Genomic DNA, 22,481 nt, shown 5'->3' on the forward strand with positions numbered 1-22,481 from the left:
CTATCGTCGCCTTGGTGGGCCGTTACCCCGCCAACTAGCTAATAGCACGCGGGCCGTTCCTCCGGCGCGGCCGAAGCCGCTTTCTCCGCCTCCCTCCAAGGAGGCGCTCTTATCCGGTATTACCCGGTATTTCTACCGGCTATCCCCGTCCGGAGGGTGCGTCACCCACGCGTTCCTCACCAGTCCGCCACTCTAGGGAAGAAGCAAGCTCCTTCCTTACCGTCCGACTTGCATGCTTAAGACGCGCCGCCAGCGTTCGTTCTGAGCCAGGATCAAACTCTCCATGATTATTTCTTAGGCCCGAAGGCCTGAGATTTTCAATATCATTTCAGTTCGAAACCTCTTTATGCTCTTATTAAAGAATTGCAGACATCCGGCTTCCTTTCGGATCCGAACGTCCGGGTTTCATTTCTTGGGAAGTTACCCTCCATAAGGACAGCTTCCCGGCACGAACCTCTTGTATTTCGTCTTTCTTTCCTTCCCTTTTATGTCAAACACCGTTGTTACTGCCGTGCAGGAGTCCTGCGCGACGGTGATAATGAATATACACCCGGATTAAAAAAGTGTCAACTCCTAACTGTAAAAAAATTCATTTTTTTTTACTTTTTTTTGTTTTTTTTATCTTTTTTTCAGAATTCTTTTTGCATTCTTTTTTTACGGAAAACCAGTACAGAGGAAAACGCACGGAAAAGGACGGACGGAGCGGAGGGCGGAACAGCAGGAAGCGCGCTGCGCGGAAATTACGCCTGCGCCGGTATGGAACGGTGCGACCCGAACGGGGAGCAGGACGGCGGCAGATGGAAAAACTGCCCCGATAAAAAAAAGCCCCTCCGTGCGGCGGAAAGGCTTTTCTGAATGAAAAAAAAAACTGCGGGCGAGCCGGCGGACCGAGCCTCTGGCGGGCCGTGGAACACCGGTGGGTGATTTTCGTTTGCGCCCTACTGAATGTAAAAATAAAAAAGACTGGCTACGAACCGTTTTTAATAAGTGAATAGAATGTCTTTATATAATCGATGAAGGAAATGTAGCTCAGGACAAGGCAGACGGAGAAGAGAATTTTTGCCACAACAAGGAGAGAGGCAAAACAGGCCGGTTCAAAGCCTAGACGGAGTGCTGATTCAACTGCGAGCATAAAAAAGCCGGACGTGATATAGAAAACTGTTTTGAATTTTCCGCCTTTGCGCGCGGCGATTGCTGTTCCTTTTGAAACGGCGACCATTCTTATGAAATTCATTGAGAATTCGCGGTACAAAATCAGGGCGAAAATTACAAGCGGCATATATGAAACGCCGTTTCCTGCGGCGGATTTTGTTGCGCACAGGAATACGGTCAGGTTCAGCATAACGTCGGCGAAGGGGTCGTACAGTTTTCCGAAATCGCTAACTTCGCCGTTTTTCCGGGCATAATAGCCGTCAAAAAAATCCGTAAGTTCAAAAAGCGCAAGAAGCGGAATCATACAGAATGCAGATATTTTATAGAGAAGTTCGGACTGTGTCCAAAGCGGAATATTATAAATCAGGAAAAAAAACGGCGCAAAAGCAACACGCATTGTTGTAAATTTGTTAGAAGTTTTCATAGAATATAAGTATCTTTTTTTACTTGATAAAAGTCAATGGAAAAAATTATTTTTATTGCCGCAAAACAACCGGCGTTTTCATACGGAATATGAGCACGCCGGTTATTTAAGCAGAAATCAGATTTTCTTTACAGGTTACAGGTGACCTTTGAAATCCTGAACGACGCTGATTGCAGAAGAAATTGTATATTCCGGAAGTTCAACGGCGGCGATTTTTATGGCACGCTCGACAAGAACGGTAGAATCCGCAACACCCTGGAGCGTAAGGTTCTTTCCGTCGATGACGGCACGCAGGAATTCGATGTTCAGCTTGTACTCGAAAATCAGTTTGTTTACAAGATGCTGGCATTTTATGAGTTCCGCAAGTTTTTCCTTGCCGGCAACTTCTTTTTCCGGCGTGATGTAATGCTTTACGAGAGTAGCGATTGCATCGGCGGATGACTTTTCATCAAAGATGCCGGTATTCAGAACCATAAGGAAATGCGATGCATCGTCTATTTCCACATTAAAGAAACTCTTGTGAAATCCCTTGCGGTTCGTGTCGCTTTCGTTTATGCGCTGGAGTGCCTGTTTTTCGTTCCAGTCGAATTCTTTTTGAAGGCGCTGCATACGGATTTCATCTTTTGCAACGAAGCGAAGCGATACGAGATTAGGAAGGCTCTCAAGAATGATGAATGCACCGCGTCCTATAAGAATGCAGTTCCCTTCCTCAGCGGCTTCAAGAACGGCGGTCTGAAGATAATGCAGGTATTCATCGCGGTCTTTTACCAGAGATGCAAAAAATCCCGGTTTTTTCTCGTCGTATTTTTTTAGTTTTCCAGCAGGAAATCCCAGCGTAACGATTCTCTTCTCCAGTTCCTGACGGTTTATAAATTTATAGCCGAGTTTTTCTGCAAGTTCCGCCGCGATCTCATCTCCTAATGCAGCAACTTGTCTTGATATTGCAATAACCCCCATAAAAACCTCCTATGAAAAACATAAAATCAGCCAGCGTAATGAAGGCAGCACTTAAAATGTATTTTCTTTTTTTTATTTCATCTTAATAATAAAACCGAACATTCAATATGTCAAATAAAGGAAGCGGATATACGAATAAAAATTTTGTAAAAACAAAGGAAATTTCAAGGGCGGAATGCAGTCATTCAGGGATAAAAAAAAGCACAGGGAACATAAAGCTTCCTGCGCTTTTAAATAATCAGTTATGGAACGCTAAACGTTATTTTGTTCCGTATGCCTCATATTTTTTAGAAGGACTGTATACACCCTCACGATATTCGCCAGTAAGACTAGGAATTTTCATCTTCATACCTGGCATAATGAGGTTAGGATCCTGCGGCTTAGGCATATTCTGCTTGTTTGCCTGATACAGGTTTTCCCAAAGAAGCGGATTATTGTATACATACGGACGGCCGGAAATGTTCCAGTAGCAGTCTTTTGTTTCTGCCCAAGGACGTACAATGTAGAATTCCGGGAGCGGAGTTACTTCGTAAATTCCGTCAAGAGCGGCAATCGACTGCTTTGCGTAGTCGTAAGCGCCGGCAAAATCTTCCCTGCCGAAAGCACCTTCCGCACTGGCGTACGCGTCTTTTGCCGCAGTAAACGCCATCGGGAACGTCTTGTCCGCACTGATGCTTTCTGCCCAGTTAATCCTGTTGAGGGCAATTTTCATCTCGGATTCAGCGTTAGAACGCGCAAGCATCATATCAATATACGCTTTTGAAAGAGCGGCATTTTCAGCAGCCTTTGCAGAATAGTCAACTGCATCGTCATACTGACCGGCATCAAAAGCAGCTTCCGCTTTTTTTGTATATTCATCCGCAAGTTTCTGATATGTATTGTTCGTATAGCTGACCGCAAACAATGCGGCAGAAATCAGCAGGGCAGCAAATGCTGCAAACAGTCTTTTCATTATTCAGCCTCCTGTCCGGCATCTTCAAAATCAGCAGCCGCCTCTTCTATAACTTCCGGCACGTCTGCTTCAAAACCCTGCGGATTTTCGTATTCGTCAGCCTCAAGAAGAACAGCATCTGCCGCTTCTATACCCTGAACGTCATCACCAGAAAGCGGCGCTTTTTCATCTGCCGCCTGTGCATAGTTCTGACTTTCAGCAACCTTTGCCTTAGCCTCGTCCATAGCCTTCTGCGCCGCTTCGCGCTTTACGGAAACAGCCGCGTACACAGACTCAAACTGTGCTTTTGAAGCCGTATAGTGAGAAAGGGCGGATTCCGGGTTTTGCATTGAATAACTTGTGTCGCCCGCCTTGAATTCTTCAACGGCAGCAGTGTATTCAGCCTTGGCAGCAGCGCCCGCCTTTACGCCGTCAGCATCTTTTTTTGCGCTGAACGCCGCGGCGCGTGCATCTTTTGCAAGAGCCTTATACGCTTTAAAAAGAACGTTATCGAATGATCCGAGTGCCGCTTTTGCCGCAGCAAGCATATCTTCTGACGTAGCCGCCGGATTTACGAAAAGACGTTCAAGTTCCGCAAGCGAATTGCATCCGCTGTCATAAGAAGCCTGATCGTAGGAAACAAAATTATTGTCCTCAATCTTCTTCTTTGATTTCAATGCTTTTGCATACTGTTCCAGAGCGGTAAAACGAGTCTGTACGTCTGCCAGCTCCTTTGAAACATCTTTACCGGACTCCGACAAAACCTTTATAGACTGAAACAATGCATCGGCAGCCGCAAACTGTTCGGCAGCAACCGTATCTGCACCGGCATCAACAGCCGCCTGACGCGCAGCTTCCGCCTTTTCAAGAGCGCTGAAATTATCCGCAGCCGCTTTCTGTTCAGCAGAGTCTTCTTCAACCGGCGCTTCAACCGGTTCTTCTACCTCAGTCGCCGGAGCTTTTGGAGTTGAGCCGCACGAAGCAAAAACAGCAAGAGCCGCAACTGCACCCAAAAAAGAAACATAACTTTTTTTCAAACGAATCCTCCATAATTTAAACGAATTCATATACTATTTTAGTTTCAAAAGACGTACAAGGTCAACAATAAGAATTTGAATTTATGCAATGTTAATGAAAAAAATTGAACAGGAACTGTGATTGTGCTAATATTCCCGTTATGAAACAGATAGACGGAATTCCCTCCCTGATTTTGTGCGCGCTTTTCTGGAGCACAGGCGGAATATTGGTAAAACTCGTAGACTGGAATCCGTTTGCAATCGCCGCAATCAGAAGCCTTATTGCCGGTATTTTCATTGCCATTACGATAAAAGGTGCGCCGCTTTTCCGCATAAAAAAAGAGGACAGCACAACTGACCCGAAAGGAACGGCGTGCCTGTGGGCAGCAGGAATATGCTACTCGCTCACGATGATCCTGTACGTTTCTGCAAACAAACTTACGACAGCCGCAAATACAATCCTTCTGCAATACACAAATCCGGTTTACATAATCCTGTTTGGACCGCTTATGCTTGGCGAAAAGAACAGAAAGTCCGACTACCTTGCCGCGCTGGGCGTAACGGCAGGAATGATTTTGTTTTTTTCCGACGGACTTGAAAGCGGAAATCAGACCGGGAACATTCTTGCCGCCTGTTCTGGGCTTACGTTCGGATTTACGACGCTTTTTATGAGAAAACAGCAGATATACGGATGCAGTTCCGCACATTCTTTTATGATTGCGCACATCCTTACGCTTGCAGCAGGAATTCCGTTTATGATTTCAGCAGGAATGCCGTCCGCAAAATCCTGCGCAGGACTTGTCCTTCTGGGAATTTTTCAGATGGGAATTCCGTCAGTCACCTACTCGCTTGGAATAAAGCGCGTCCGTGCGCTGACCGCATCATTCATCACGATGCTTGAACCGCTTATGAATCCTGTGTGGGTCATAATTTTTGCAGGAGAATATCCGTCCGTAAAATGCGCGGCAGGAGGCGCCCTCATTCTGGGAACAATAGCCGCACGTGCAGTTTTCCAGCACAAAAGCGCACGGACACGGAATTAAAAGCACACGGATTTTTTAAGGAAGTGCTGGAAGTTTCCTAAAAATCAGGAATTTCGCGCGTTCTGGTGTATTTCCAGTCTTTAGGGTGAGTATTCGGGCGAATTCCGGCAATGCGCTCGTTTTCCGCACGCAGCTGGTCAGTAATCATCTGCTTGAATACGGTCATAAGAGGTTCGGGGTCTGCGCTTTTTTCTGCAAGCCCTGCCGACTGAAGTTCCTTTATAAGATAGTAGCACGTTTCTATTGTAGAAACACATTCCGGCTTAGGCTCGCGCTTGAATGTAAAAATCGAACGGTACTCGCCTGCAAAAGAGAGTTTAGGCAGGTCAAGCAGGAACAGACTGTGCTGAATTACCTTGCGTGAACAGAACCACGTTGCATCAATAATAATGGCAAGCAAAATCCTGCCGCCGGCCGCCTGAACAAAGCCTTCTTTTTTTACGTTCCAGGCATCTTCGCCGGGATATAAAAGTACGGGAAAATAGCGCGGATCATTCAAAAGCGCCTGAAGGCGCGTATTCTGCGAAAAATCTATTCCTACAAGAATTTCAGAATCTTTTAGCGAGATTTTTGCAAGCCGCCCTGTTCCCGTCCGCTGCTTGCGGTACTCCTTAGGGTGCATAAGAAAAACGAATTTTACGCCGGAATCAATTTCTTTTGTATATTTACAAAGACAAAAGTTTGCCGGCCTGAAACACATCTGGCATCTACAGCTCATAGGAAGTCAGTATAGCATATCCAGGAGCAGAAAATCCACAGAGGGATGAATAAAAGCAAGACAGCGCGCCGTTCTGCAACTTTTTTATTCGGATTCTGCCTTTAATTATTATCATCTCCATGTTTCTGTAATTGAACATTCAAAACCTGTAATAAATAAAATTACAAAAAATATAACAGACTGCACCTTATACTTGTTACTCACTTATTATTTTAAATTGCGTTAAAATTATATCAGATTTTGTCTTTTATTTATATTCATTTCATTTTCTATACTATAAGAATGATACCGTTTATTAAAATCATAACCCCTGTATTACAGAACTTTGAGTCAATTGAGAATTTCAAGAAAGAATTGATTGAATATCTGACCTGCTACAATAAAAGGAGAATCAGAACAAACCGGAAATTACGCCGTCATCGTCAACGTCAATGTCAACTGCCGCAGGGCGTTTTGGAAGTCCCGGCATAGTCATAATGTCGCCGGCAAGAACGACTACGAATCCTGCGCCTGCATACAGCTGAACGTCACGCACTGGGAAAACATAGCCGGCTGGTGCGCCGATTGCCTTAGGGTCGTGGCTGATTGAATTCTGCGTTTTTGCTACGCAGACAGGAAGGTTTCCGTAGCCGGCTTCTTCAAACGCCTTGAGTTTTTTAAGCGAATTTCCCTGGAAATCAACGCTTTTTGCACGGTATATTTCTGTTGCAAGGCGCTCGATTTTCTGAGAAAGCGGCAGTTCCGATTCGTAAAGATAATGGAACGACGATTTTTCGGCGCATACGTCTGCAACAGTACGGGCAAGTTCCGCAGCTCCTTCGCCGCCTTTTTCCCAGCCTTCGGAAAGGACTGCCTTTGCACCAAATCCGGCGCAAAGTTCTTCCAGTTTTGCAATTTCTTCGTCGGTATCGGTGATGAATTTATTTACGGCAACGACGGCAGGAACGCCGAATTTTGAAATGTTTTCAATATGAACTGCAAGATTTTCAAAGCCTTTTTCAAGGGCAGAAACGTTCGGTGCGGAAAGGTCGGCTTTTGCAACGCCGCCGTGCATTTTTAGCGCGCGGATTGTAGCTACAATCACAACTGCATCAGGCGCAATTCCTGCGGCGCGGCATTTTATGTCCATAAATTTTTCTGCACCCAAATCTGCGGCAAATCCTGCTTCCGTTACAACGTAATCGCCGGAAGCAAGCGCACACAGCGTAGCGTTAACGCTGTTGCATCCGTGGGCAATATTCGCAAAAGGTCCGCCGTGAACGAATGCCGGCGTCTTTTCCAGAGTCTGCACAAGATTAGGACGGATTGCATCCTTTAAAAGTGCCGCAACAGCACCTGTACAGTGCAAATCTCCGAACTTAACGTTTTCTTTTGTATATGTCTGCGCAATGATGATATTTGAAATGCGCTCTTTAAGTTCTGTAATCGTGCGTGACAGGCAGACTATTGCCATAATCTCAGAGGCAACGGAAATGCTGAAATGATCTTCACGGACAACGCCGTTTGTCTTTCCGCCCATTCCTATTACGATGTTACGGAGTGAACGGTCATTCAGGTCGACGCAGCGTTTCCAGGAAATCGTGCGCGGATCTATATTAAGTTCGTTTCCCTGCTGGATATGATTGTCTATAAGGGCGGCGATAAGGTTATTTGCAATGGAAATTGCGTGGATGTCGCCGGTAAAATGAAGGTTTATGTCCTCCATAGGAACTATCTGCGCATAGCCGCCGCCGCACGCTCCGCCCTTTACGCCGAAGCACGGTCCGAGTGAAGGCTCGCGGAGTGCAATCACTGACTTTTTGCCAATTTTGCGAAGTCCGTCACCAAGTCCGATTGAAACGGTTGATTTTCCTTCTCCTGCAGGAGTCGGAGTAATTGCCGTTACAAGAATAAGTTTTCCGCGTTTTTCAGGATCAGACGCTTTCTGCTGGAGGGCGCGAAGTTCCTTCATCGTAATTTTTGCTTTATACGGACCGTACAGTTCAAGGGCTTCCGGTGATATGCCGATTTTAGATGCGATTTCCCCGACAGGAACCATTTTGTTTTTCTGAGCAATCTCAATATCAGTAGGCATACGTCCTCCAAAAATAATAAAGTCAATATGCAAATTCCCAAAAGGAAACTTGATTTTATGAAGCAGCTAAAGCTGCGCCATATTCTACAAAAACAAAGCGTCCGTTTCAACTTGCAAAAGCTCGCGGAATTCCCCCGGTGCAAGCGATTCGTCAAGTTTAAGGCTGCCGATTGAAAGCCTTTTTAGGTAGGAAACCTCATTTCCAGCCTCTGCAAACATCCGCTTTACCTGATGATATTTTCCCTCTGTAATCGTCAGCTCTGCTTCCGATTCGTTTTTCCACACAAGATGAGCACTCTTTGCGTCAAACTCAGCTTCTTTTCCCTCTGCGCTTACGTGAATGCCGTCCGCAAAAAGCCGCGTAATTTCCGCCTGGCGAGCGGCGCTTTCAGGTTTTGCAAGGCGGACAAAATATGTTTTCGGAAAATGCGTTTTTGGCGAAATAATTTTATGCGTAAGGGTGCCGTCCGTCGTAAAAAGCAGAAGCCCCTCCGTATCTATGTCAAGACGTCCTACGATGTGCAGGTTTTCTGCAAGGTAGCCTGAGCGGTACTCCTCAGGAAGAAAGTCAAACACAGTCTGGTGAAGTCCGTCTTTATTTGCGCTCACAACGCCCGGCTTTTTGTTCATCATAAGATAAACGTTTTTCCGAAGGCTTACTTTTTCGCCGTCAACTGTAAGGGTGTCCTTGTCTGGATTTACGGGAAAGCCGGAATCAAAAATACGCGTTCCGTTCACGCAGACTTCCGAGTACCGCACAAGACGCTTTATTTCCCTGCGCGTACCGAATCCTTCGTGAGAAAGCAGTTTGTCTATGCGTTCCGTACTCATTTGCGGTCGTCAATCGGAATGTACTTCCGCTCCTCGCAGACGTTCTTGTATGCAGGGCGGTAAATTCTTCCGCCTGCAACGATTTCTTCTATTCTATGGGCAGACCAGCCGGCAATTCTTGAAATTGCAAAAATCGGCGTAAACAGTTCGCGAGGAATGTTCAGCATTGAATAGACAAAGCCGGAATACAAATCGACGTTTGCGCAGATACGCTTGTCTGAATGATGAACTTCCATAAGGATTTCAGGAGCGACCTGTTCGATTGTCCTGTACAGGTTGAATTCTTCAAGACAGCCTTTTTCCTCTGCAAGCTGTTTTGCTTTTTCGCGGAGAAGAAGGGCGCGCGGATCGCTTATCGTGTAGACGGCGTGCCCCATTCCGTAGATAAGTCCTGTGTTGTCAAACGCCTGTTTTTTTGCAATTTTATACAGATAGTCACGGATTTCCTTTTCGCTTGACCAGTCTTTTACGTTTTCCTTGATTTCGTCCATCATCTCTACTACGCGGATGTTCGCGCCTCCGTGACGACGACCTTTGAGTGAACCGACAGCAGCGGCAATGGCAGAATACGTATCCGTATCGGCAGAAGAAACGACGTGTACTGTAAGGGAAGAGTTGTTACCGCCGCCGTGTTCTGCGTGGATAATCAGTGCAAGGTCAAGAACCTGCGCTTCAAGTTTTGTATATTTTCCGTCAGGGCGGATTAAGTGCAGGAAATTTTCAGCAGTAGAAAGAGCAGGTATCGGGTTATGGATGAACATACTCTGATTTTCGTAATAACGGCGGCGCGCCTGATAGCCGTAAGCAGCAAGGGTGGAAAAGCGTGAAATCAGTTCTATGCACTGGCGCATAATGTTCGGAACAGACCTGTCCTCCGGGTTCTCATCGTAAGAGTAACTTGCAAGGACGCCGCGCGCAAGTTTGTTCATAATATCCTGAGACGGTGCTTTCATAATCATATCTTCAGTAAAATTCGGCGGAAGGGAACGGACGCTGCCCAAAAAATCGCGGAAATTCTGAAGTTCCTCTTTTGTAGGAAGTTCTCCCATCAAAAGAAGATAAGCGCACTGCTCGTAGCAGTAGTCGTCGTGGCTTTCTGCATCTTTTACCAAATCAATAACGTCATATCCGCGGTACATAAGCCTTCCGGGAACAGGGATTTTTTCTCCGTTCGCACCGATTTCATAGCCCACAACATCACCAATTCGCGTAAGACCAACAAGTACACCAGTTCCGTTTGCGTTTCTAAGACCGCGCTTTACATCATATTTTTCATATAAATCCGGATTAATAGGATCATTCAGAACTGCTCGGGAAGATAATTTTTCTATCATTTTATCAGTTATTTTACTATTCATAGCAGCTCCTATAAAAAAAATATGTATATTTATTCATTCCATTTTATTAGATTTTCATAATTATACGGATTTATAGAGTGCGTATCAAGACAATAGAGAAAAAAAAGCAATTTAAAGGCAAAGGCAAAAACGGCGTTTATCTTCCGCGCCTTGCCTTTTCATCAGGAGTAATAATCGCGTCAATACCGATATTTTTCTGCTTTGCAAGTTTCATCACAAGTTCTTTAGTGTATTTTCCAGTTCCGCGTGGCACCGGATGCGGCTCGGCATCACCAATCAGAATGATTTTCCGCACAGCCTCAGAATCCCAGTCGTAGAATTCAAGTCCGCCGTAAAGGGCTTCGTACACCGCTTCAGGAATGTCTCCGCCTTCGTTTCCGCGGATTGTAAAGCCGTTCAGATTTTTTGTAAATACGGAAATATCACTCGTAAAATCAAAGAATTTTACAGGAATGTTTTTATAGCGATAGCTGTCAACATAATCGCGGTACAAAAGAAGCCCTAGCCGGAGCGAGCCGAATTCCCTGCACCCTTCAATCAGGCGCGGAACCCATTCCTTGCGCAGTTTTTCTATGTCGTCCTTCATACTGCCGGTAGAATCAATGACAAAAACTACGTCCGCCTTCTGCTTTGGTGAAATTGCCATCAGGGATTCCATAATGTCGTCTATAATTGAGTCAGGGCCTTTTGAATAAATGAGAATGTCGGAAAATTCGGAAAATTTTTCGCTTGCCATAGGATTATAGTCATCCGTAAGGACAGGCACTTCCTTTTCCTCGATTTTTTCCACGACAGGCAGTTCCTCCTTCACCGGCTCTTTTACTTCTTTTTTTTCTATTTTTTTGCCCAAATCGAACATATACGGATTGTCGTAGAATTCGCCCGTGTAGTCCGCATATTTTTTTGAAAATGCACGGATATTCATAAACGTACCGCGTCCGATTTTTACAGTTCCGTTCCTGCTCCACGGATATCCGAACTGCATTTCCGCCGGAATATAAATATGGAATGCTTCGCCAAACTGCGCATCTTTTTCTGCAGAAGAATCAACAAGACTGAATTTTGAATATTCAGACTCAAGTTTTTTTCCGTCCAGAATACGCATTTCATCTCCGTTTACCTCATTGTATTCAAGCGCGCGGTAGGCATAGTTATCTGCTTTTCCTTCCGGGTCTTTAGTCGTTTCCGTAAGCATAACTGATTCAACGCCAGGAATTTTCTTTATATACAGGTGATAGCCGGAAATTCCGCCGAAACTCCCGGACTCTTCGCCGGAAGCAGAACGTTCAGCATATTCCGGTTCAAGACGGATGTCCTGCGGTCTTATTAAAAGCGAATTCTGTGCGCTGCACAGCCAGGAAAAAGAGAAAACGGCAAAAAACAGGAAAAATCTGCAACTTTTCATACGTTAATTATCGGCAGAAAGAACTGTATTTTTCATTGAAAATAATCTCTTTTACGGTGTATAATGTATTTTACGGTATACTCCATTATGACAGAAAACAAAACAGAGTTTACACAAGTCGACATTTCTCAATTTTACGACATCACAGAAGAAAAAACAGAGCAGCAGGACGACGGCATTATACTTACGCCGAACGAGCGTGCCCTGTACGAAGAACTTATGGTCTACGTGCGGCAGAAAGAGCCGGAACGCGTAGAAATTCTGGAAAGCCGTATACGCGACCTGAACCAGCTTGCTTCAGCAATCGCGCGCTTTCCTTCCCTGCTTGAACGCCACGACATTCCGGGCGGAATAAGGACGCCGCAGCTTCTTATAGATTCGCTGATAAAGCACCAGAACAGCGGCGATACGACACTCCAGCTTCCGTCAAAGGCAACGCTCGGAAAAGGCTATATCGTATCAAAAATCCACACGTTCTCTTCGCTTACAAGCTTAAGCCAGCGTGTAGGTGCCCCGGAAAAACTTACGCAGGCACTCCAGCTTGAAACAATTACGATGATGTTCACGCTTATGGCTGAAGACGTTTACCTGAACCTTATAAACGATGCAATGCAACCTATGGAATTCCGCAGGGAATGGGCACTTGCGCTTCTTCTTCTGTGGGAACACAGGAACGACCAGACAATCGAATCCGTTGCACCAGTCCTTCAGTCCGTATGGAGTGCGCGCCGTAAACTTGCGCCGGCATTCGGCACGATGATGGGAACAAGCGAACTTCTCCTTATGTCAATTCAGATGGACGAACAGTGGATTCAGTTCATAAAGCAGAAAATGGGAGAACAGGGCGTTTCTCAGGCAATGGAAGAATTCCTGTTCGGCATTTCATACGAGCAGATAAAGCATCTTAGGGAAATTCTTAAAACAAAGGGAATTCCTGCAATCAGCCGTGACGAAGTATCGTCTTTTTTAGGCGAACACGTAAAATCTGATGCTGGATTAGGCTACAGGGATTTCTACGCCCTGTACACAGTCCGCCGCGATAACGCACGCGCCCGCGCACGAATGAAACTTGAAGGTCCGCACCAGACACTTGAAGACTACTTCATTCAGTTTGTAACAGAAAAAAACAGGGAGAAGCAGAGCAATGACACCTTCGCAAAACCGTGAGCAGACGGAACTTGAGCCTGCAAAGAAAATACCGATTAAATTCGGGGAAAAACTCAGGAAAGTGCGCGAACACAAAGGCTACACCCTTAAGATGGTCGCAAAGGCAGCCGGGGTAAGCGAAAGTCTTGTGTCGCAGATAGAACGCAATCACGTATCCCCGGCAATAGATACGCTTCTTGCCCTTGCAGACGTTCTTGACATCAATCTTGAATTCCTTTTTGAAGAATACAGGCGCGAACGCCCCGTACACATAATACGCTGCGGAGAACGCCCTACAATCCACGAAGATGACGTTACTTATGAACAGATTGCGCGCCCGGAAGAGGACGACAAATCAAACGCGTTTGAATCATACGTTCTGAAAATTCCGCCGCACTCGCACACGCACCGCGGTTCTTACGGTCACATAGGGCGCGAATTCGGCGTAATAATACAGGGAAGCTGCATTCTAAAATACGAGAACCACGAATACGTACTGAATAAGGGAGACAGCGTTTCGTTCCCGGCAAGCTGCCCCCATACGCTGGAAAACACTGGCGATGACGTTCTTAAGGCAATCTGGACAGTAAGTCCGCCACAGCGCTTTATTGAGCAGTAGTCTTATATCTTTCTGGAATTGAGTTCATTCCCATCTGCGCAAGTTTTTTGTATGCCGCAGGAACAGAGCCGAATTCCGCATTCTCAAAGATAGAAAGAATTTCACTGAAACAGGCATACGCCTGCTCATACTTTTTCTGCTTAAGGTAAAGATGCCCAAGTTCATAGCGCGCTTCTACGTACACAGCCGTATCCATACCGTAACGCCGGATTACCGCATTATAGTATGCTTCTGCCGCAGTGTAGTTGGAAATGCCCATTGCATCCTGCCCCAGCTGAATGAGCTGTGTTGAAGAAGCATCCGCCGGAATTTCAGGAACTGAATTACAACCGGCAAGAACAAATAAAAAAACTGTAAAAATTATTGTAGAAATGTTTTTTTTCATATTCTCTAGTGTATCGGTATGAGGGCATAAAAATCAACACCCTGCACAACTTTTACCGTATTACTGCGCAGTGTAAGGCAAAGTGCCGCGCACAGTATATTCACCGTTCAGTGCGCCGAATAACGCTTCAAACGTATACGGTGAATAGCTGTAGCCTGCAAGAATGCTGTCTGCCCAGTCAAGCGCAAATGAATACGACGGAGTCATAATTGAAAGAACGATGACTTTCTTTCCCAACGGTTTAAGTGCCTGTGCAATTGCAGCACTCCGTTCGCTTGAAACGCAGATTATAACCGTATCATAACCGGCGGCTGTTTTTACGATATTTTCGCTCATCCATGCAGTTTCGTTAGGTCCAGGCTCATAGCTGAAACGGAATTCTGCGCAGTCCGGATAACGCTTTCTCCCTGCCTCAAAAAATTTCGGAAGCGAACCGGCAAGCAGCACCGAACCGGCATTTTCACTGAGCAAAGGAACTTCCCCCTGCTTGAAAAACGTTATTGAACGGCACGCCTGCTCCAAAAAGAAAAGCTGTCCTTCCTTGTCCGGAATATGATGCGAAACAGAAGATGCATCCGGGTAAAGCGGTGCTGCATTTCCACCCTTAAAATAGTCAAGTTTTGCCTTTATGACATTGTACGCCGCATCCTTTATGCGTTCCCTAAATAATTCATCCTGCTGCATAAGCGAAAGGTTGTTTGTCCAAAGTGCCTCGTTAAGGCGCGCCGTCGTAGAAGAAATTACAATGTCGTTTCCTGCTTCAATAGCCATTCGGAATGCGTTTGAAAGAGAGCCTGCATAAAGCGTATCTCCGTTCATCATCATATCGTCCGTAATGATAAGACCTTTATAGCCAAGCTCACCGCGAAGTAAATCAGTCAGAAAATATTTTGAAAGGGAAGCCGGAGCGCCGCTTGAATCAATTTTAGGAAAAGAAAGATGACCTGACATAACGGCAGGAATATTCTCTTTTATAAGATAGATAAAAGGAACGAGCTCGCGCTTTTTGAACGTTTCAAAATCAACATCGATTACAGGAAGCTTTATGTGGGAATCAGAATCGGTGTCGCCGTGACCGGGAAAATGCTTTGCAGTAGGAATGACGCCTGCGGCAATACTTCCTGCGGCAAACGCACCGCCTAAAAGCCCGACTTTTTGCGGATTTTCGCCGAACGAGCGCGTTCCGATAATCGTAGAATCGTGGTTCGTAAACAAATCTACAGGCGGCGCAAAATTCATATTTATTCCGAGCGCCTTTATTTCACGGCTTATATAATACGCGCTGTACCAGGCATCGGCAGGATAGCCAGATGCACCGATAGCCATATTTCCCGGAGTATTCGCCGTTTCGCCCTTAACGTGACGAATCCAGCCGCCTTCCTGATCAGTTGCAACAAAAAGCGGAATTTTAAAACGGCGCGAAGCCGCGCTCTTTTGCAGTGAAGAAATTGATTTTGCAACAAGATTTATGTCATCCGTGTTCCAGCCAAAAACCTTGACGCTTCCAAGACCGCGTCCGCCCACCCATTGATACAAAAGTTTTTCAGGCTCTGCACCTGCCCACCCGAACATTAAAATCTGCGCATAAAGTTCCTCGTCCGTCATACGATCAACAAGAGAACGCGCAAGAAGTTCGTTCGGATAGTCGCTCCAGAAATCAATCTGAACTTCCGGTGGAATAGTATTTTCTTTATGGCGAGAAGCCACATCCTGCGCAGAAACAGGAGAAACAATTAAAAATGCCGAAACGCAGAAAACCGAAAACAGTAAAACGCGGACAGAACGCACGCAGCATAAAATCAGCTTCATTTTGACTCTCCGCGCTTAAGGCTGTCGATATATTTTTCTGCGGAGAACGCCGCAACTGCACCGTCCGAACATGCCGTAACAATCTGACGAAGGGGTTTTGAACGTATGTCACCGGCGCAGAAAAGTCCGGGAACAGCCGTCGCCATAGATTCATCCGTAACGATATAGCCGCCGATGTCTTTTTTAAGGAAATCAATAAGATTCGTGCGCGGCTTCATCCCTGCAAAAATAAATACTCCGTCCGCAGAAACAGTTTCCTCTGCACTGCCGTCAGGTGCAGAAAGAATGACGCCGCTTACTCCGCCGCCGTTTTTCCCAGCATCACCGCCCGTAATCTTTTTTACTACAGTATTCAGCCGCACCTGAATATTCGGTGCAGACATTACCCGGTCAACGGAAACTTTCTGTGCACGAAATTCAGCGCGGCGGTGTACAAGAATTACGCGGGATGCAAGTTTCGAAAGAAAAAGTGCCTCTGTACAGGCAGAATCACCGCCGCCGACAACAACGACTGTCTTTCCGCGGAAAAACGGACCGTCGCATACAGCGCAGTAGGAAACGCCTCGTCCGAAAAATTCCCTTTCACCCTCAACGCCAAGAGTCTTATGCTCCGCACCGGAAGCTACAAGAACCGAATACGCCCGGAAGGCCTCACGGGACGTTTTTATATAGAAGAAATCACCTTTTTTATCAATAGAACTGACCGCCGCCTGAACAAAACGCGCTCCGAACGCTTCTGCCTGAGTGCGCATTGAATTTGAAAGAACCGTACCGCTTACGGCAGGAAATACGCCGGGATAATTTTCAAGGCTGTCAATCTGAACTGCCTGTCCGCCGGAAACGCTTTCATCAAGCACGCACGTATCAAGCCCGGAGCGCGCTCCGTAAAGTGCCGCAGAAAGTCCTGCCGCTCCGCTGCCAATAATCAAAAAATCAACGTCTGTCATACAAACGAGTATAGCAAGTTTGCAGGAAAAAATAAACGGAGAAAAGGAAGTCCTTCACCATTCACGCACCTTAACGGTTTGTCTATTGTTAAACTTAAGGGATTGCGTGTAAAATACCCGTATGGCAGATTTTGACAGTAATACAATTTATATACTTGATTCTTACGGACTTATTTACCGGTGCTACTTTGCATTTATTTCCCGTCCGCTCACAAATGCTTCCGGCGAAAACGTAAGCGCACTGTTCGGTTTTTTCAGGAATTTTCACTATATTCTAAAACACTACGCGCCAAAGCACATTTTTGCCGCAATGGACTCAAAGACAAAAACGTTCCGGCACGAAATGTACGAACAGTACAAGGCAACCCGGAACAAGACGCCGGAGGATCTGCACGCACAAATTCCGTGGATAGAAGACGTTCTTTCAGCACTCGGAATTCCAGTCCTTCAGTGTGACGGATACGAGGCGGACGATGTCATAGCAACCGTAGCGCGAAAATGCGCCGAAAACGGACGGACTTGCAGGATTTTGAGCGGCGACAAAGACCTTATGCAGCTTGTAGACGATACAACGCAGATTTTAAAGCCGGAAAACGGAAGTACATGGAAAGTAACCGGCGCAGACGGAGTTGAAGCAGAATGGGGCGTTCGCCCGGAACAGCTTTTAGACCTGCTTTCACTTTATGGAGATACTGCAGACAATATTCCGGGCGTTTACGGAATAGGCGCAAAAACAGCTGCAAAACTTCTTTCGCAATACAAAACGCTAGACGGAATCTATGAGCATATTGAAGAAATAAAAGGCGCAATGAAGCAGAAACTCATAGACGGAAAAGAAAATGCATATTTTTCGCAGAAACTTGTACGCCTTTGCAATACAGTTCCCTGCCCGGACATAGATGCGGCACTTAAGGCAGAACCGCTTGTCCTTCACTATGCAGCGGCAGCAGAACGTCTTAAATTTTACGGAATTTCTGCCGTGTCAAAGCAGTATGCGGAACTTGCAGTTGAACACGGAGAAACTGTTTTTACAGACGGCGAACTGTTCGGTTCAAACACTGGTGCAGGTGGAACTGAAGAAAATGCCGCCGTTCTTCCGCACGCAGACGCATTCACCCAAAGCGCCTCAAGTCAGCATCTTTCAGCCCAGCAGAACCTTCCGCCGCTTGTAAAAAATTCCGGCGAATACACAAGCATAACAACAAGGGCGGCACTTCATTCGTTTATTGACGAAGTGCTTTCCTCCGAAGAAAAGACGGTCGCCTTCGACTGCGAAACAGACTCCCTTGATACGATAAATGCAAGAATTGCAGGATTCAGTCTATGCCACAAACCCGGAACGGCCGTCTACATTCCGCTTTTTACGAACAATCTTTTTGGCTCAAACGAACTTATCCCTAAAGACGAAGCATTTTCTGAACTTCTGCGCCTGTTTGAAAACCCGGACGTTACTGTCGTCCTTCACAACGGAAAATTTGACTACAAAGTTCTCCGCTCCAACGGAATGACATTCCGTAACAACAAACCAGACTGTACGCTTGCAGACACGATGATTGCCGCCTGGATTTTAACGCCTGACAGAATGGGAAAAAACGCATATTCGCTTGAATGGCTTGCAGAAAATATGCTCCGGCTTTCCGGAACTGAATTTTCAGAAATCGTGCCAAAAGGAATGACGTTTGCAGACATTGAACTTGAAAAAGCAGTTCCTTATGCCGCAGAAGACGCGGACTTTACGCTCCAGCTGTGGTCACTTTTTAAGAAAAAACTTGCAGAAGAAAACCTGCTTGCGCTTTTTTCAGACACAGAAATGAAACTTATGCCTGTTCTTGCGGAGATGGAACTTGACGGAATACACCTTGACGCGCAGACACTTTACGACTACAACACGGAACTGACCACCGGAATAGAAGATTCGGAAAACGAAATCTACAAGACGGTAGGACATACGTTCAACATTGCATCCCCAAAGCAGCTCCAGACAGTTCTTTTTGAAGAACGTCATTTAAAACCCGGAAAAAAGACTAAGCGCGGCTACTCCACAGACACAAGCGTCCTTGAAGAACTTGCGTTTTACGACCCTATTCCAAAAATGATTCTCGAATTCCGCGAAATGACAAAACTTCAGTCAACTTACGTTGAAACGCTCCCTGAAATGTGTGACAAAAACGGAAGAATTCATACTGATTTTGTGCAAACTGGAACGGCAACAGGACGGCTTTCCTGCCGCGACCCGAACCTTCAGAACATTCCGGTGCGGAACGAAGCCGGAAGGCGAATAAGAAGCGCATTCACCGCACCGGAAGGAAAAGTTCTTGTCAGTGCGGATTATGCACAGATTGAACTTGTAATCCTTGCGCATTTAAGCGGCGACGAAAATATGTGCCGCGCGTTTACTGAAGGAACAGACGTTCACAAGGCAACAGCGGCGCTCATCTTCGGCGTAGAACCGGAAAACGTAACGCAGGAAATGCGCCGTACAGCAAAAATCATAAATTTCGGCGTAATCTACGGAATGAGCGCGTTCCGGCTTGCAAATGACCTTGGAATTTCGCGCACAAAAGCGGCAGAGTTTATCGAAAACTACTTCAACACATATTCAAGCATAAACACTTTCATAACGGAAACAATACGCAAGGCAGAAGAAAAGGGGTATGTAGAAACGCTTTTCGGACGGAAACGCCCGATTGCAGGGATAAACAGCAAGAACAGGCTGGAAAAGTCCGGTGCGGAACGAATTGCAGTAAACACGCCGGTTCAGGGAAGCGCCGCCGACATCGTAAAAAAAGCAATGCTTGATGTTGACGAAGCGCTTTCAAAAGAGAAAAACGGCGCGCGGCTTCTGCTTCAGGTTCACGACGAGCTTATTCTTGAATGCCCGGACAATCCCGAAACAATAGAAAAAACAATCGCCCTTGTAAAAGACAAGATGGAAAACGCCGTAAAACTTTCCGTTCCGCTCCGCGTTTCCATTGAATATGGCAAAAACTGGGGAGAATTCCACTGATGATTTTGTGCGTAACAGGACCTATGGCAGCAGGAAAAAATGCCGTCTGCCGAATTCTTGAAGAACGCGGATTTATTGCACTTGACGCAGACAGACAGGTTCACGGCGCAATAGAAAAAGCCGCCCCGGAAATCATAAAAACGTTTTCAAAAGAAGCAAATGCGCAGAATATCACGCTTACAGACAAAAACGAACGGATAAACCGGCGTGAACTAGGACGGCTTCTTTTTACCAGCAAAGACCTTCTTGCAAAACAGGAACGCATCGTATATCCGGTTATTATAGAAGAAACCAAACGTTTTATTCAAAAACAGCAGGAACAGAAAAAAGAGGCAGACATAATTCTGAACGCAACAGTGCTGTACAAAACGCCGGAACTTCTCCGTCTCTGCAAATACATCATCTACGTTGACGCACCAAAAATCACGCGCATTGTACGCGCCCTAAAACGCGACAGAATGCCGCTACGCCAGATTCTAAGCCGCTTCGCCACGCAAAAAGGACTTTTCTCCGAATACAAAAAAACCGGCGTCCCGATTATAAAAATCACCAACGCCGGTTCTGAAAAAAAACTAAAATCTGCTATAAAATCTCTTTCAATTCTGCAATGACCTTTGCAAATTCATCACACGCATCCTGAACCGGCTTAGTCTTTTCCATATCAACGCCTGCAATCCTAAGGCTTTCTATCGGATAGCGAGAGCCACCGCTCTTTAAGAACGCAAAATAATCTTCCCTTTCTTTTGCTCCGCCCTCAGTAACGCGTTTTGCAAGCGCAAGAGCCGCCGAAATTCCCGTTGCATATTTATAAACGTAGAACGACGAATAGAAATGCGGAATGCGAAGGCCTTCCATATCGCTGTTCTGCTCAAAATGCATTTCCGGTCCGAAATACAGTTCCAGAAGTTCGCGGTAAATTTTACGCAAAAGTTCTGCCGTAAGCGGCGTTCCGCCCTCAACAAGTTCGTGCGCCTTAAGTTCAAATTCTGCAAACATCGTCTGCCTGTAAAGAGTTGCAAGAATGTCACCGGCACGCATAGAAAGAAGATACGCCCTCATTTCCTTTGTTTCTGCATTTTTCAGAAGATACTCGAACACAAGTTCTTCGTTAAACGTAGAAGCAACTTCTGCCTCAAAAATCGTGTAGTCGTAGCACATAAACGGATTATTATGCACCGAATACCAGGAATGCATGCTGTGTCCGCCTTCGTGAGCCATAGTAAACACGTCGCGGATAACATCATCCTTGTAATTCAGAAGAATGTACGGATTTCCAATATAACTTCCGCTTGAAAAAGCGCCGCTTCTTTTTCCGACGTTTTCGTAACGGTCAACCCAGCCGTTTTTAAGACCATCGCACAGCCTGTCTGTATACTCTGTGCCAAGCGGAGAAAGCGCCTTCCGGCAGATTTCTACAGCCTCATCGTAAGAAGTCTTTGTTTCCACAGATTTTACGAGCGGAACGTATACGTCATAATGGCGCAGTTCATCCACGCCAAGAACTTTTTTACGGAGCGCATAATATTCGTGAAGAGGCACAAGATTTTTGTGAACGCAGTCAATCAGATTGTGATACACGGAAACAGGCACTTTGTTCCCAAAAAGCGCCATCTCAAGGCTTGAAGAATAGCCGCGTGCACGCATAAGGAACACATCCTGATTTACGTTTCCGGCATAAAGCGCGGCAATCGTATTCTGGTGCTCTTCGAATTTCTTATAGAATTTTTTATAAGCTTCTTCGCGAACTTTTCTGTCCTGATTTTCCATAAATACAGACCAAGTTGTTTCTGTAAGAGGACGCTCCTCGCCGCACACATTAACAGTTCCGAACGTCTTGTTCATATCTACATTGGAAAGGACGCTGAACGCATTGTACGGAGTCTGAGCCGGCTGCATCTGAAGGGAAAGGATGCGCTCCTCTTTTTCGCTTAAAATGTATTTTTTGAAATGCAAAAGCTTTTCTATATAAATCTTATAGTCCTTGAATTCCGGGAGCGAAATCCATTTGCGCAGCTTTGTTTCGTCAACAGACTGAATTTCCGGGTCGATGAAACTCAAGTCGCTCATCATCCGGGTATATGCCATCATCGCCCTTCCGTCGCGGTCAGTTGCAGAAGAATCATCTTCGTCCGCCTCGTGCTGAAGCGACGCATAATGATACACCGTTTCCATACGAAGTTCGGCTTCCTCAAGGGCTTTAAGCGCCTCAAGCAGAACATCACTCGATTCGCCAAGCCGCCCCTTATACTGAACGACTTTTTTCGTCAAAGAAGGAAGAACCTTAAGATTCTCCTCCCACTCCTCATTTGATTTGTAAATAGAAGAAAGATCCCATTTATCGCTTTCCGGGATGTCCTTGCGTGCAGGAATAGTAGTATTACTCATAATGCAAGTATACTGATTACCGCAAATATCGGCAACGAGGAAAACATCGCAAATTTACAGCAGAAAAGCCAGCGTATTTTTTTAGACAGAAAATTATCCTTTGGATAAATTTATTTATGTAAAAGATAAATTAATTTATCCTTTACATAAATCTGAACTTGGGTAATTCGATGAACTTCTGTTTCAAGATTCCTGCACTGAGATAAGTGCTGTGTAATCGCTTCAAGTGTTAATCAGCACTTCCCCAAGTCATTGACAATCTTAACAAATACAA

The 22,481-nt window shown here is 45.7% G+C and carries 18 protein-coding genes and 1 rRNA gene; 5 read left to right on the forward strand and 14 right to left on the reverse strand.

Annotation, left to right across the window (positions count from 1 at the left end):
- The 5 genes from B5D55_RS07150 to B5D55_RS07175 all read right to left on the reverse strand — a co-directional run.
- A 16S ribosomal RNA gene (locus tag B5D55_RS07150) occupies nt 1-288 on the reverse strand; the annotation flags it as partial.
- 679 nt (nt 289-967) lie between these two features.
- Nucleotides 968-1,576: a CDP-alcohol phosphatidyltransferase family protein gene (locus B5D55_RS07160; RefSeq protein WP_078933328.1), complete on the reverse strand. Its 609-nt coding sequence runs from the start codon at nt 1,574-1,576 to the stop codon at nt 968-970.
- 135 nt (nt 1,577-1,711) lie between these two features.
- The gene (locus tag B5D55_RS07165) at nt 1,712-2,533 is read right to left on the reverse strand and encodes a cytidylate kinase-like family protein (RefSeq protein WP_078933329.1); all 822 of its coding nucleotides are present in this window, start codon (nt 2,531-2,533) and stop codon (nt 1,712-1,714) included.
- A 259-nt stretch (nt 2,534-2,792) separates the two neighbouring features.
- Nucleotides 2,793-3,485 carry a LysM peptidoglycan-binding domain-containing protein gene (locus B5D55_RS07170; RefSeq protein ID WP_078933330.1) on the reverse strand — a complete coding sequence of 231 codons (693 nt, stop codon included), beginning with the start codon at nt 3,483-3,485 and terminating at the stop codon, nt 2,793-2,795.
- The gene (locus B5D55_RS07175; RefSeq protein WP_078933331.1) at nt 3,485-4,501 is read right to left on the reverse strand and encodes a hypothetical protein; all 1,017 of its coding nucleotides are present in this window, start codon (nt 4,499-4,501) and stop codon (nt 3,485-3,487) included. The genes B5D55_RS07170 and B5D55_RS07175 overlap by 1 nt, the downstream gene beginning before the upstream one ends.
- Before the next feature lie 140 nt (nt 4,502-4,641).
- Here B5D55_RS07175 and B5D55_RS07180 point away from each other — a divergent pair, with 140 nt between their 5' ends.
- A complete protein-coding gene (locus tag B5D55_RS07180) occupies nt 4,642-5,523 on the forward strand; it encodes a DMT family transporter (RefSeq protein ID WP_078933332.1) in 882 nt (293 codons plus the stop codon).
- A gap of 37 nt (nt 5,524-5,560) precedes the next feature.
- Here the strand turns inward: B5D55_RS07180 and B5D55_RS07185 are convergent, their stop codons facing one another.
- The 5 genes from B5D55_RS07185 to B5D55_RS07205 all read right to left on the reverse strand — a co-directional run bounded on the left by B5D55_RS07185 (nt 5,561) and on the right by B5D55_RS07205 (nt 11,909).
- On the reverse strand, nt 5,561-6,241 hold the full coding sequence (locus tag B5D55_RS07185; protein ID WP_078933333.1) for a tRNA-uridine aminocarboxypropyltransferase: 681 nt from the start codon (nt 6,239-6,241) through the stop codon (nt 5,561-5,563).
- A 391-nt stretch (nt 6,242-6,632) separates the two neighbouring features.
- A complete protein-coding gene (locus B5D55_RS07190; protein WP_078933334.1) occupies nt 6,633-8,315 on the reverse strand; it encodes a formate--tetrahydrofolate ligase in 1,683 nt (560 codons plus the stop codon).
- Nucleotides 8,316-8,399: 84 nt separating this feature from the next.
- Nucleotides 8,400-9,146 (reverse strand): pseudouridine synthase, encoded by a 747-nt coding sequence (locus B5D55_RS07195; protein WP_078933335.1) that lies wholly within the window; start codon nt 9,144-9,146, stop codon nt 8,400-8,402.
- Nucleotides 9,143-10,504, reverse strand: coding sequence for a citrate/2-methylcitrate synthase (locus tag B5D55_RS07200; RefSeq protein WP_078933336.1), 1,362 nt, complete (start codon nt 10,502-10,504; stop codon nt 9,143-9,145). Before B5D55_RS07200 ends, B5D55_RS07195 begins: the two co-directional genes overlap by 4 nt.
- A 136-nt stretch (nt 10,505-10,640) precedes the next feature.
- Nucleotides 10,641-11,909, reverse strand: a complete 1,269-nt coding sequence (locus B5D55_RS07205; protein ID WP_078933337.1) for a vWA domain-containing protein — start codon at nt 11,907-11,909, stop codon at nt 10,641-10,643.
- An 87-nt stretch (nt 11,910-11,996) separates the two neighbouring features.
- On the opposite strand from B5D55_RS07205, the gene B5D55_RS07210 reads away from it, so the two are divergent.
- Nucleotides 11,997-13,076 carry a hypothetical protein gene (locus B5D55_RS07210; RefSeq protein WP_078933338.1) on the forward strand — a complete coding sequence of 360 codons (1,080 nt, stop codon included), beginning with the start codon at nt 11,997-11,999 and terminating at the stop codon, nt 13,074-13,076.
- On the forward strand, nt 13,054-13,674 hold the full coding sequence (locus B5D55_RS07215) for a helix-turn-helix domain-containing protein (RefSeq protein WP_078933339.1): 621 nt from the start codon (nt 13,054-13,056) through the stop codon (nt 13,672-13,674). The genes B5D55_RS07210 and B5D55_RS07215 overlap by 23 nt, the downstream gene beginning before the upstream one ends.
- Here B5D55_RS07215 and B5D55_RS07220 read toward each other — a convergent pair.
- Genes B5D55_RS07220 through trxB form a run of 3 tightly spaced genes read right to left on the reverse strand, consistent with a single transcriptional unit; the run spans nt 13,661 to nt 16,815 of the window.
- Nucleotides 13,661-14,059, reverse strand: a complete 399-nt coding sequence (locus tag B5D55_RS07220; protein WP_078933340.1) for a tetratricopeptide repeat protein — start codon at nt 14,057-14,059, stop codon at nt 13,661-13,663. The two genes, B5D55_RS07215 and B5D55_RS07220, sit on opposite strands and share 14 nt — an antisense overlap.
- 60 nt (nt 14,060-14,119) lie before the next feature.
- Nucleotides 14,120-15,868 carry a glycoside hydrolase family 3 protein gene (locus B5D55_RS07225; protein ID WP_078933341.1) on the reverse strand — a complete coding sequence of 583 codons (1,749 nt, stop codon included), beginning with the start codon at nt 15,866-15,868 and terminating at the stop codon, nt 14,120-14,122.
- Nucleotides 15,865-16,815: a thioredoxin-disulfide reductase gene (trxB, locus tag B5D55_RS07230; RefSeq protein WP_078933342.1), complete on the reverse strand. Its 951-nt coding sequence runs from the start codon at nt 16,813-16,815 to the stop codon at nt 15,865-15,867. Before trxB ends, B5D55_RS07225 begins: the two co-directional genes overlap by 4 nt.
- 121 nt (nt 16,816-16,936) lie before the next feature.
- On the opposite strand from trxB, the gene polA reads away from it, so the two are divergent.
- Together polA and coaE are read left to right on the forward strand one after the other, a co-directional pair.
- A complete protein-coding gene (gene polA, locus B5D55_RS07235) occupies nt 16,937-19,822 on the forward strand; it encodes a DNA polymerase I (protein WP_078933343.1) in 2,886 nt (961 codons plus the stop codon).
- The gene (gene coaE / locus B5D55_RS07240) at nt 19,822-20,433 is read left to right on the forward strand and encodes a dephospho-CoA kinase (protein ID WP_078933344.1); all 612 of its coding nucleotides are present in this window, start codon (nt 19,822-19,824) and stop codon (nt 20,431-20,433) included. Before polA ends, coaE begins: the two co-directional genes overlap by 1 nt.
- Here the strand turns inward: coaE and pepF are convergent.
- Nucleotides 20,405-22,207: an oligoendopeptidase F gene (gene pepF / locus B5D55_RS07245; RefSeq protein WP_078933345.1), complete on the reverse strand. Its 1,803-nt coding sequence runs from the start codon at nt 22,205-22,207 to the stop codon at nt 20,405-20,407. The genes coaE and pepF overlap by 29 nt on opposite strands.
- Between the last annotated feature and the right edge of the window lie 274 nt (nt 22,208-22,481).

The sequence above is a fragment of the Treponema porcinum genome (assembly GCF_900167145.1).
GTDB classification, from domain to species: domain Bacteria; phylum Spirochaetota; class Spirochaetia; order Treponematales; family Treponemataceae; genus Treponema_D; species Treponema_D porcinum.

Bases quoted from the DNA above. Each gene is read 5' to 3' on its own strand.
- B5D55_RS07220 (WP_078933340.1), bottom strand. From the start codon at position 14,059: ATGAAAAAAAACATTTCTACAATAATTTTTACAGTTTTTTTATTTGTT.
- polA (WP_078933343.1), top strand. From the start codon at position 16,937: ATGGCAGATTTTGACAGTAATACAATTTATATACTTGATTCTTACGGA.
- B5D55_RS07205 (WP_078933337.1), bottom strand. From the start codon at position 11,909: ATGAAAAGTTGCAGATTTTTCCTGTTTTTTGCCGTTTTCTCTTTTTCC.
- B5D55_RS07225 (WP_078933341.1), bottom strand. From the start codon at position 15,868: ATGAAGCTGATTTTATGCTGCGTGCGTTCTGTCCGCGTTTTACTGTTT.
- B5D55_RS07160 (WP_078933328.1), bottom strand. From the start codon at position 1,576: ATGAAAACTTCTAACAAATTTACAACAATGCGTGTTGCTTTTGCGCCG.
- B5D55_RS07195 (WP_078933335.1), bottom strand. From the start codon at position 9,146: ATGAGTACGGAACGCATAGACAAACTGCTTTCTCACGAAGGATTCGGT.
- B5D55_RS07185 (WP_078933333.1), bottom strand. From the start codon at position 6,241: ATGAGCTGTAGATGCCAGATGTGTTTCAGGCCGGCAAACTTTTGTCTT.
- B5D55_RS07165 (WP_078933329.1), bottom strand. From the start codon at position 2,533: ATGGGGGTTATTGCAATATCAAGACAAGTTGCTGCATTAGGAGATGAG.
- B5D55_RS07210 (WP_078933338.1), top strand. From the start codon at position 11,997: ATGACAGAAAACAAAACAGAGTTTACACAAGTCGACATTTCTCAATTT.
- B5D55_RS07180 (WP_078933332.1), top strand. From the start codon at position 4,642: ATGAAACAGATAGACGGAATTCCCTCCCTGATTTTGTGCGCGCTTTTC.
- B5D55_RS07190 (WP_078933334.1), bottom strand. From the start codon at position 8,315: ATGCCTACTGATATTGAGATTGCTCAGAAAAACAAAATGGTTCCTGTC.
- B5D55_RS07200 (WP_078933336.1), bottom strand. From the start codon at position 10,504: ATGAATAGTAAAATAACTGATAAAATGATAGAAAAATTATCTTCCCGA.
- pepF (WP_078933345.1), bottom strand. From the start codon at position 22,207: ATGAGTAATACTACTATTCCTGCACGCAAGGACATCCCGGAAAGCGAT.
- trxB (WP_078933342.1), bottom strand. From the start codon at position 16,815: ATGACAGACGTTGATTTTTTGATTATTGGCAGCGGAGCGGCAGGACTT.
- B5D55_RS07170 (WP_078933330.1), bottom strand. From the start codon at position 3,485: ATGAAAAGACTGTTTGCAGCATTTGCTGCCCTGCTGATTTCTGCCGCA.
- coaE (WP_078933344.1), top strand. From the start codon at position 19,822: ATGATTTTGTGCGTAACAGGACCTATGGCAGCAGGAAAAAATGCCGTC.
- B5D55_RS07215 (WP_078933339.1), top strand. From the start codon at position 13,054: ATGACACCTTCGCAAAACCGTGAGCAGACGGAACTTGAGCCTGCAAAG.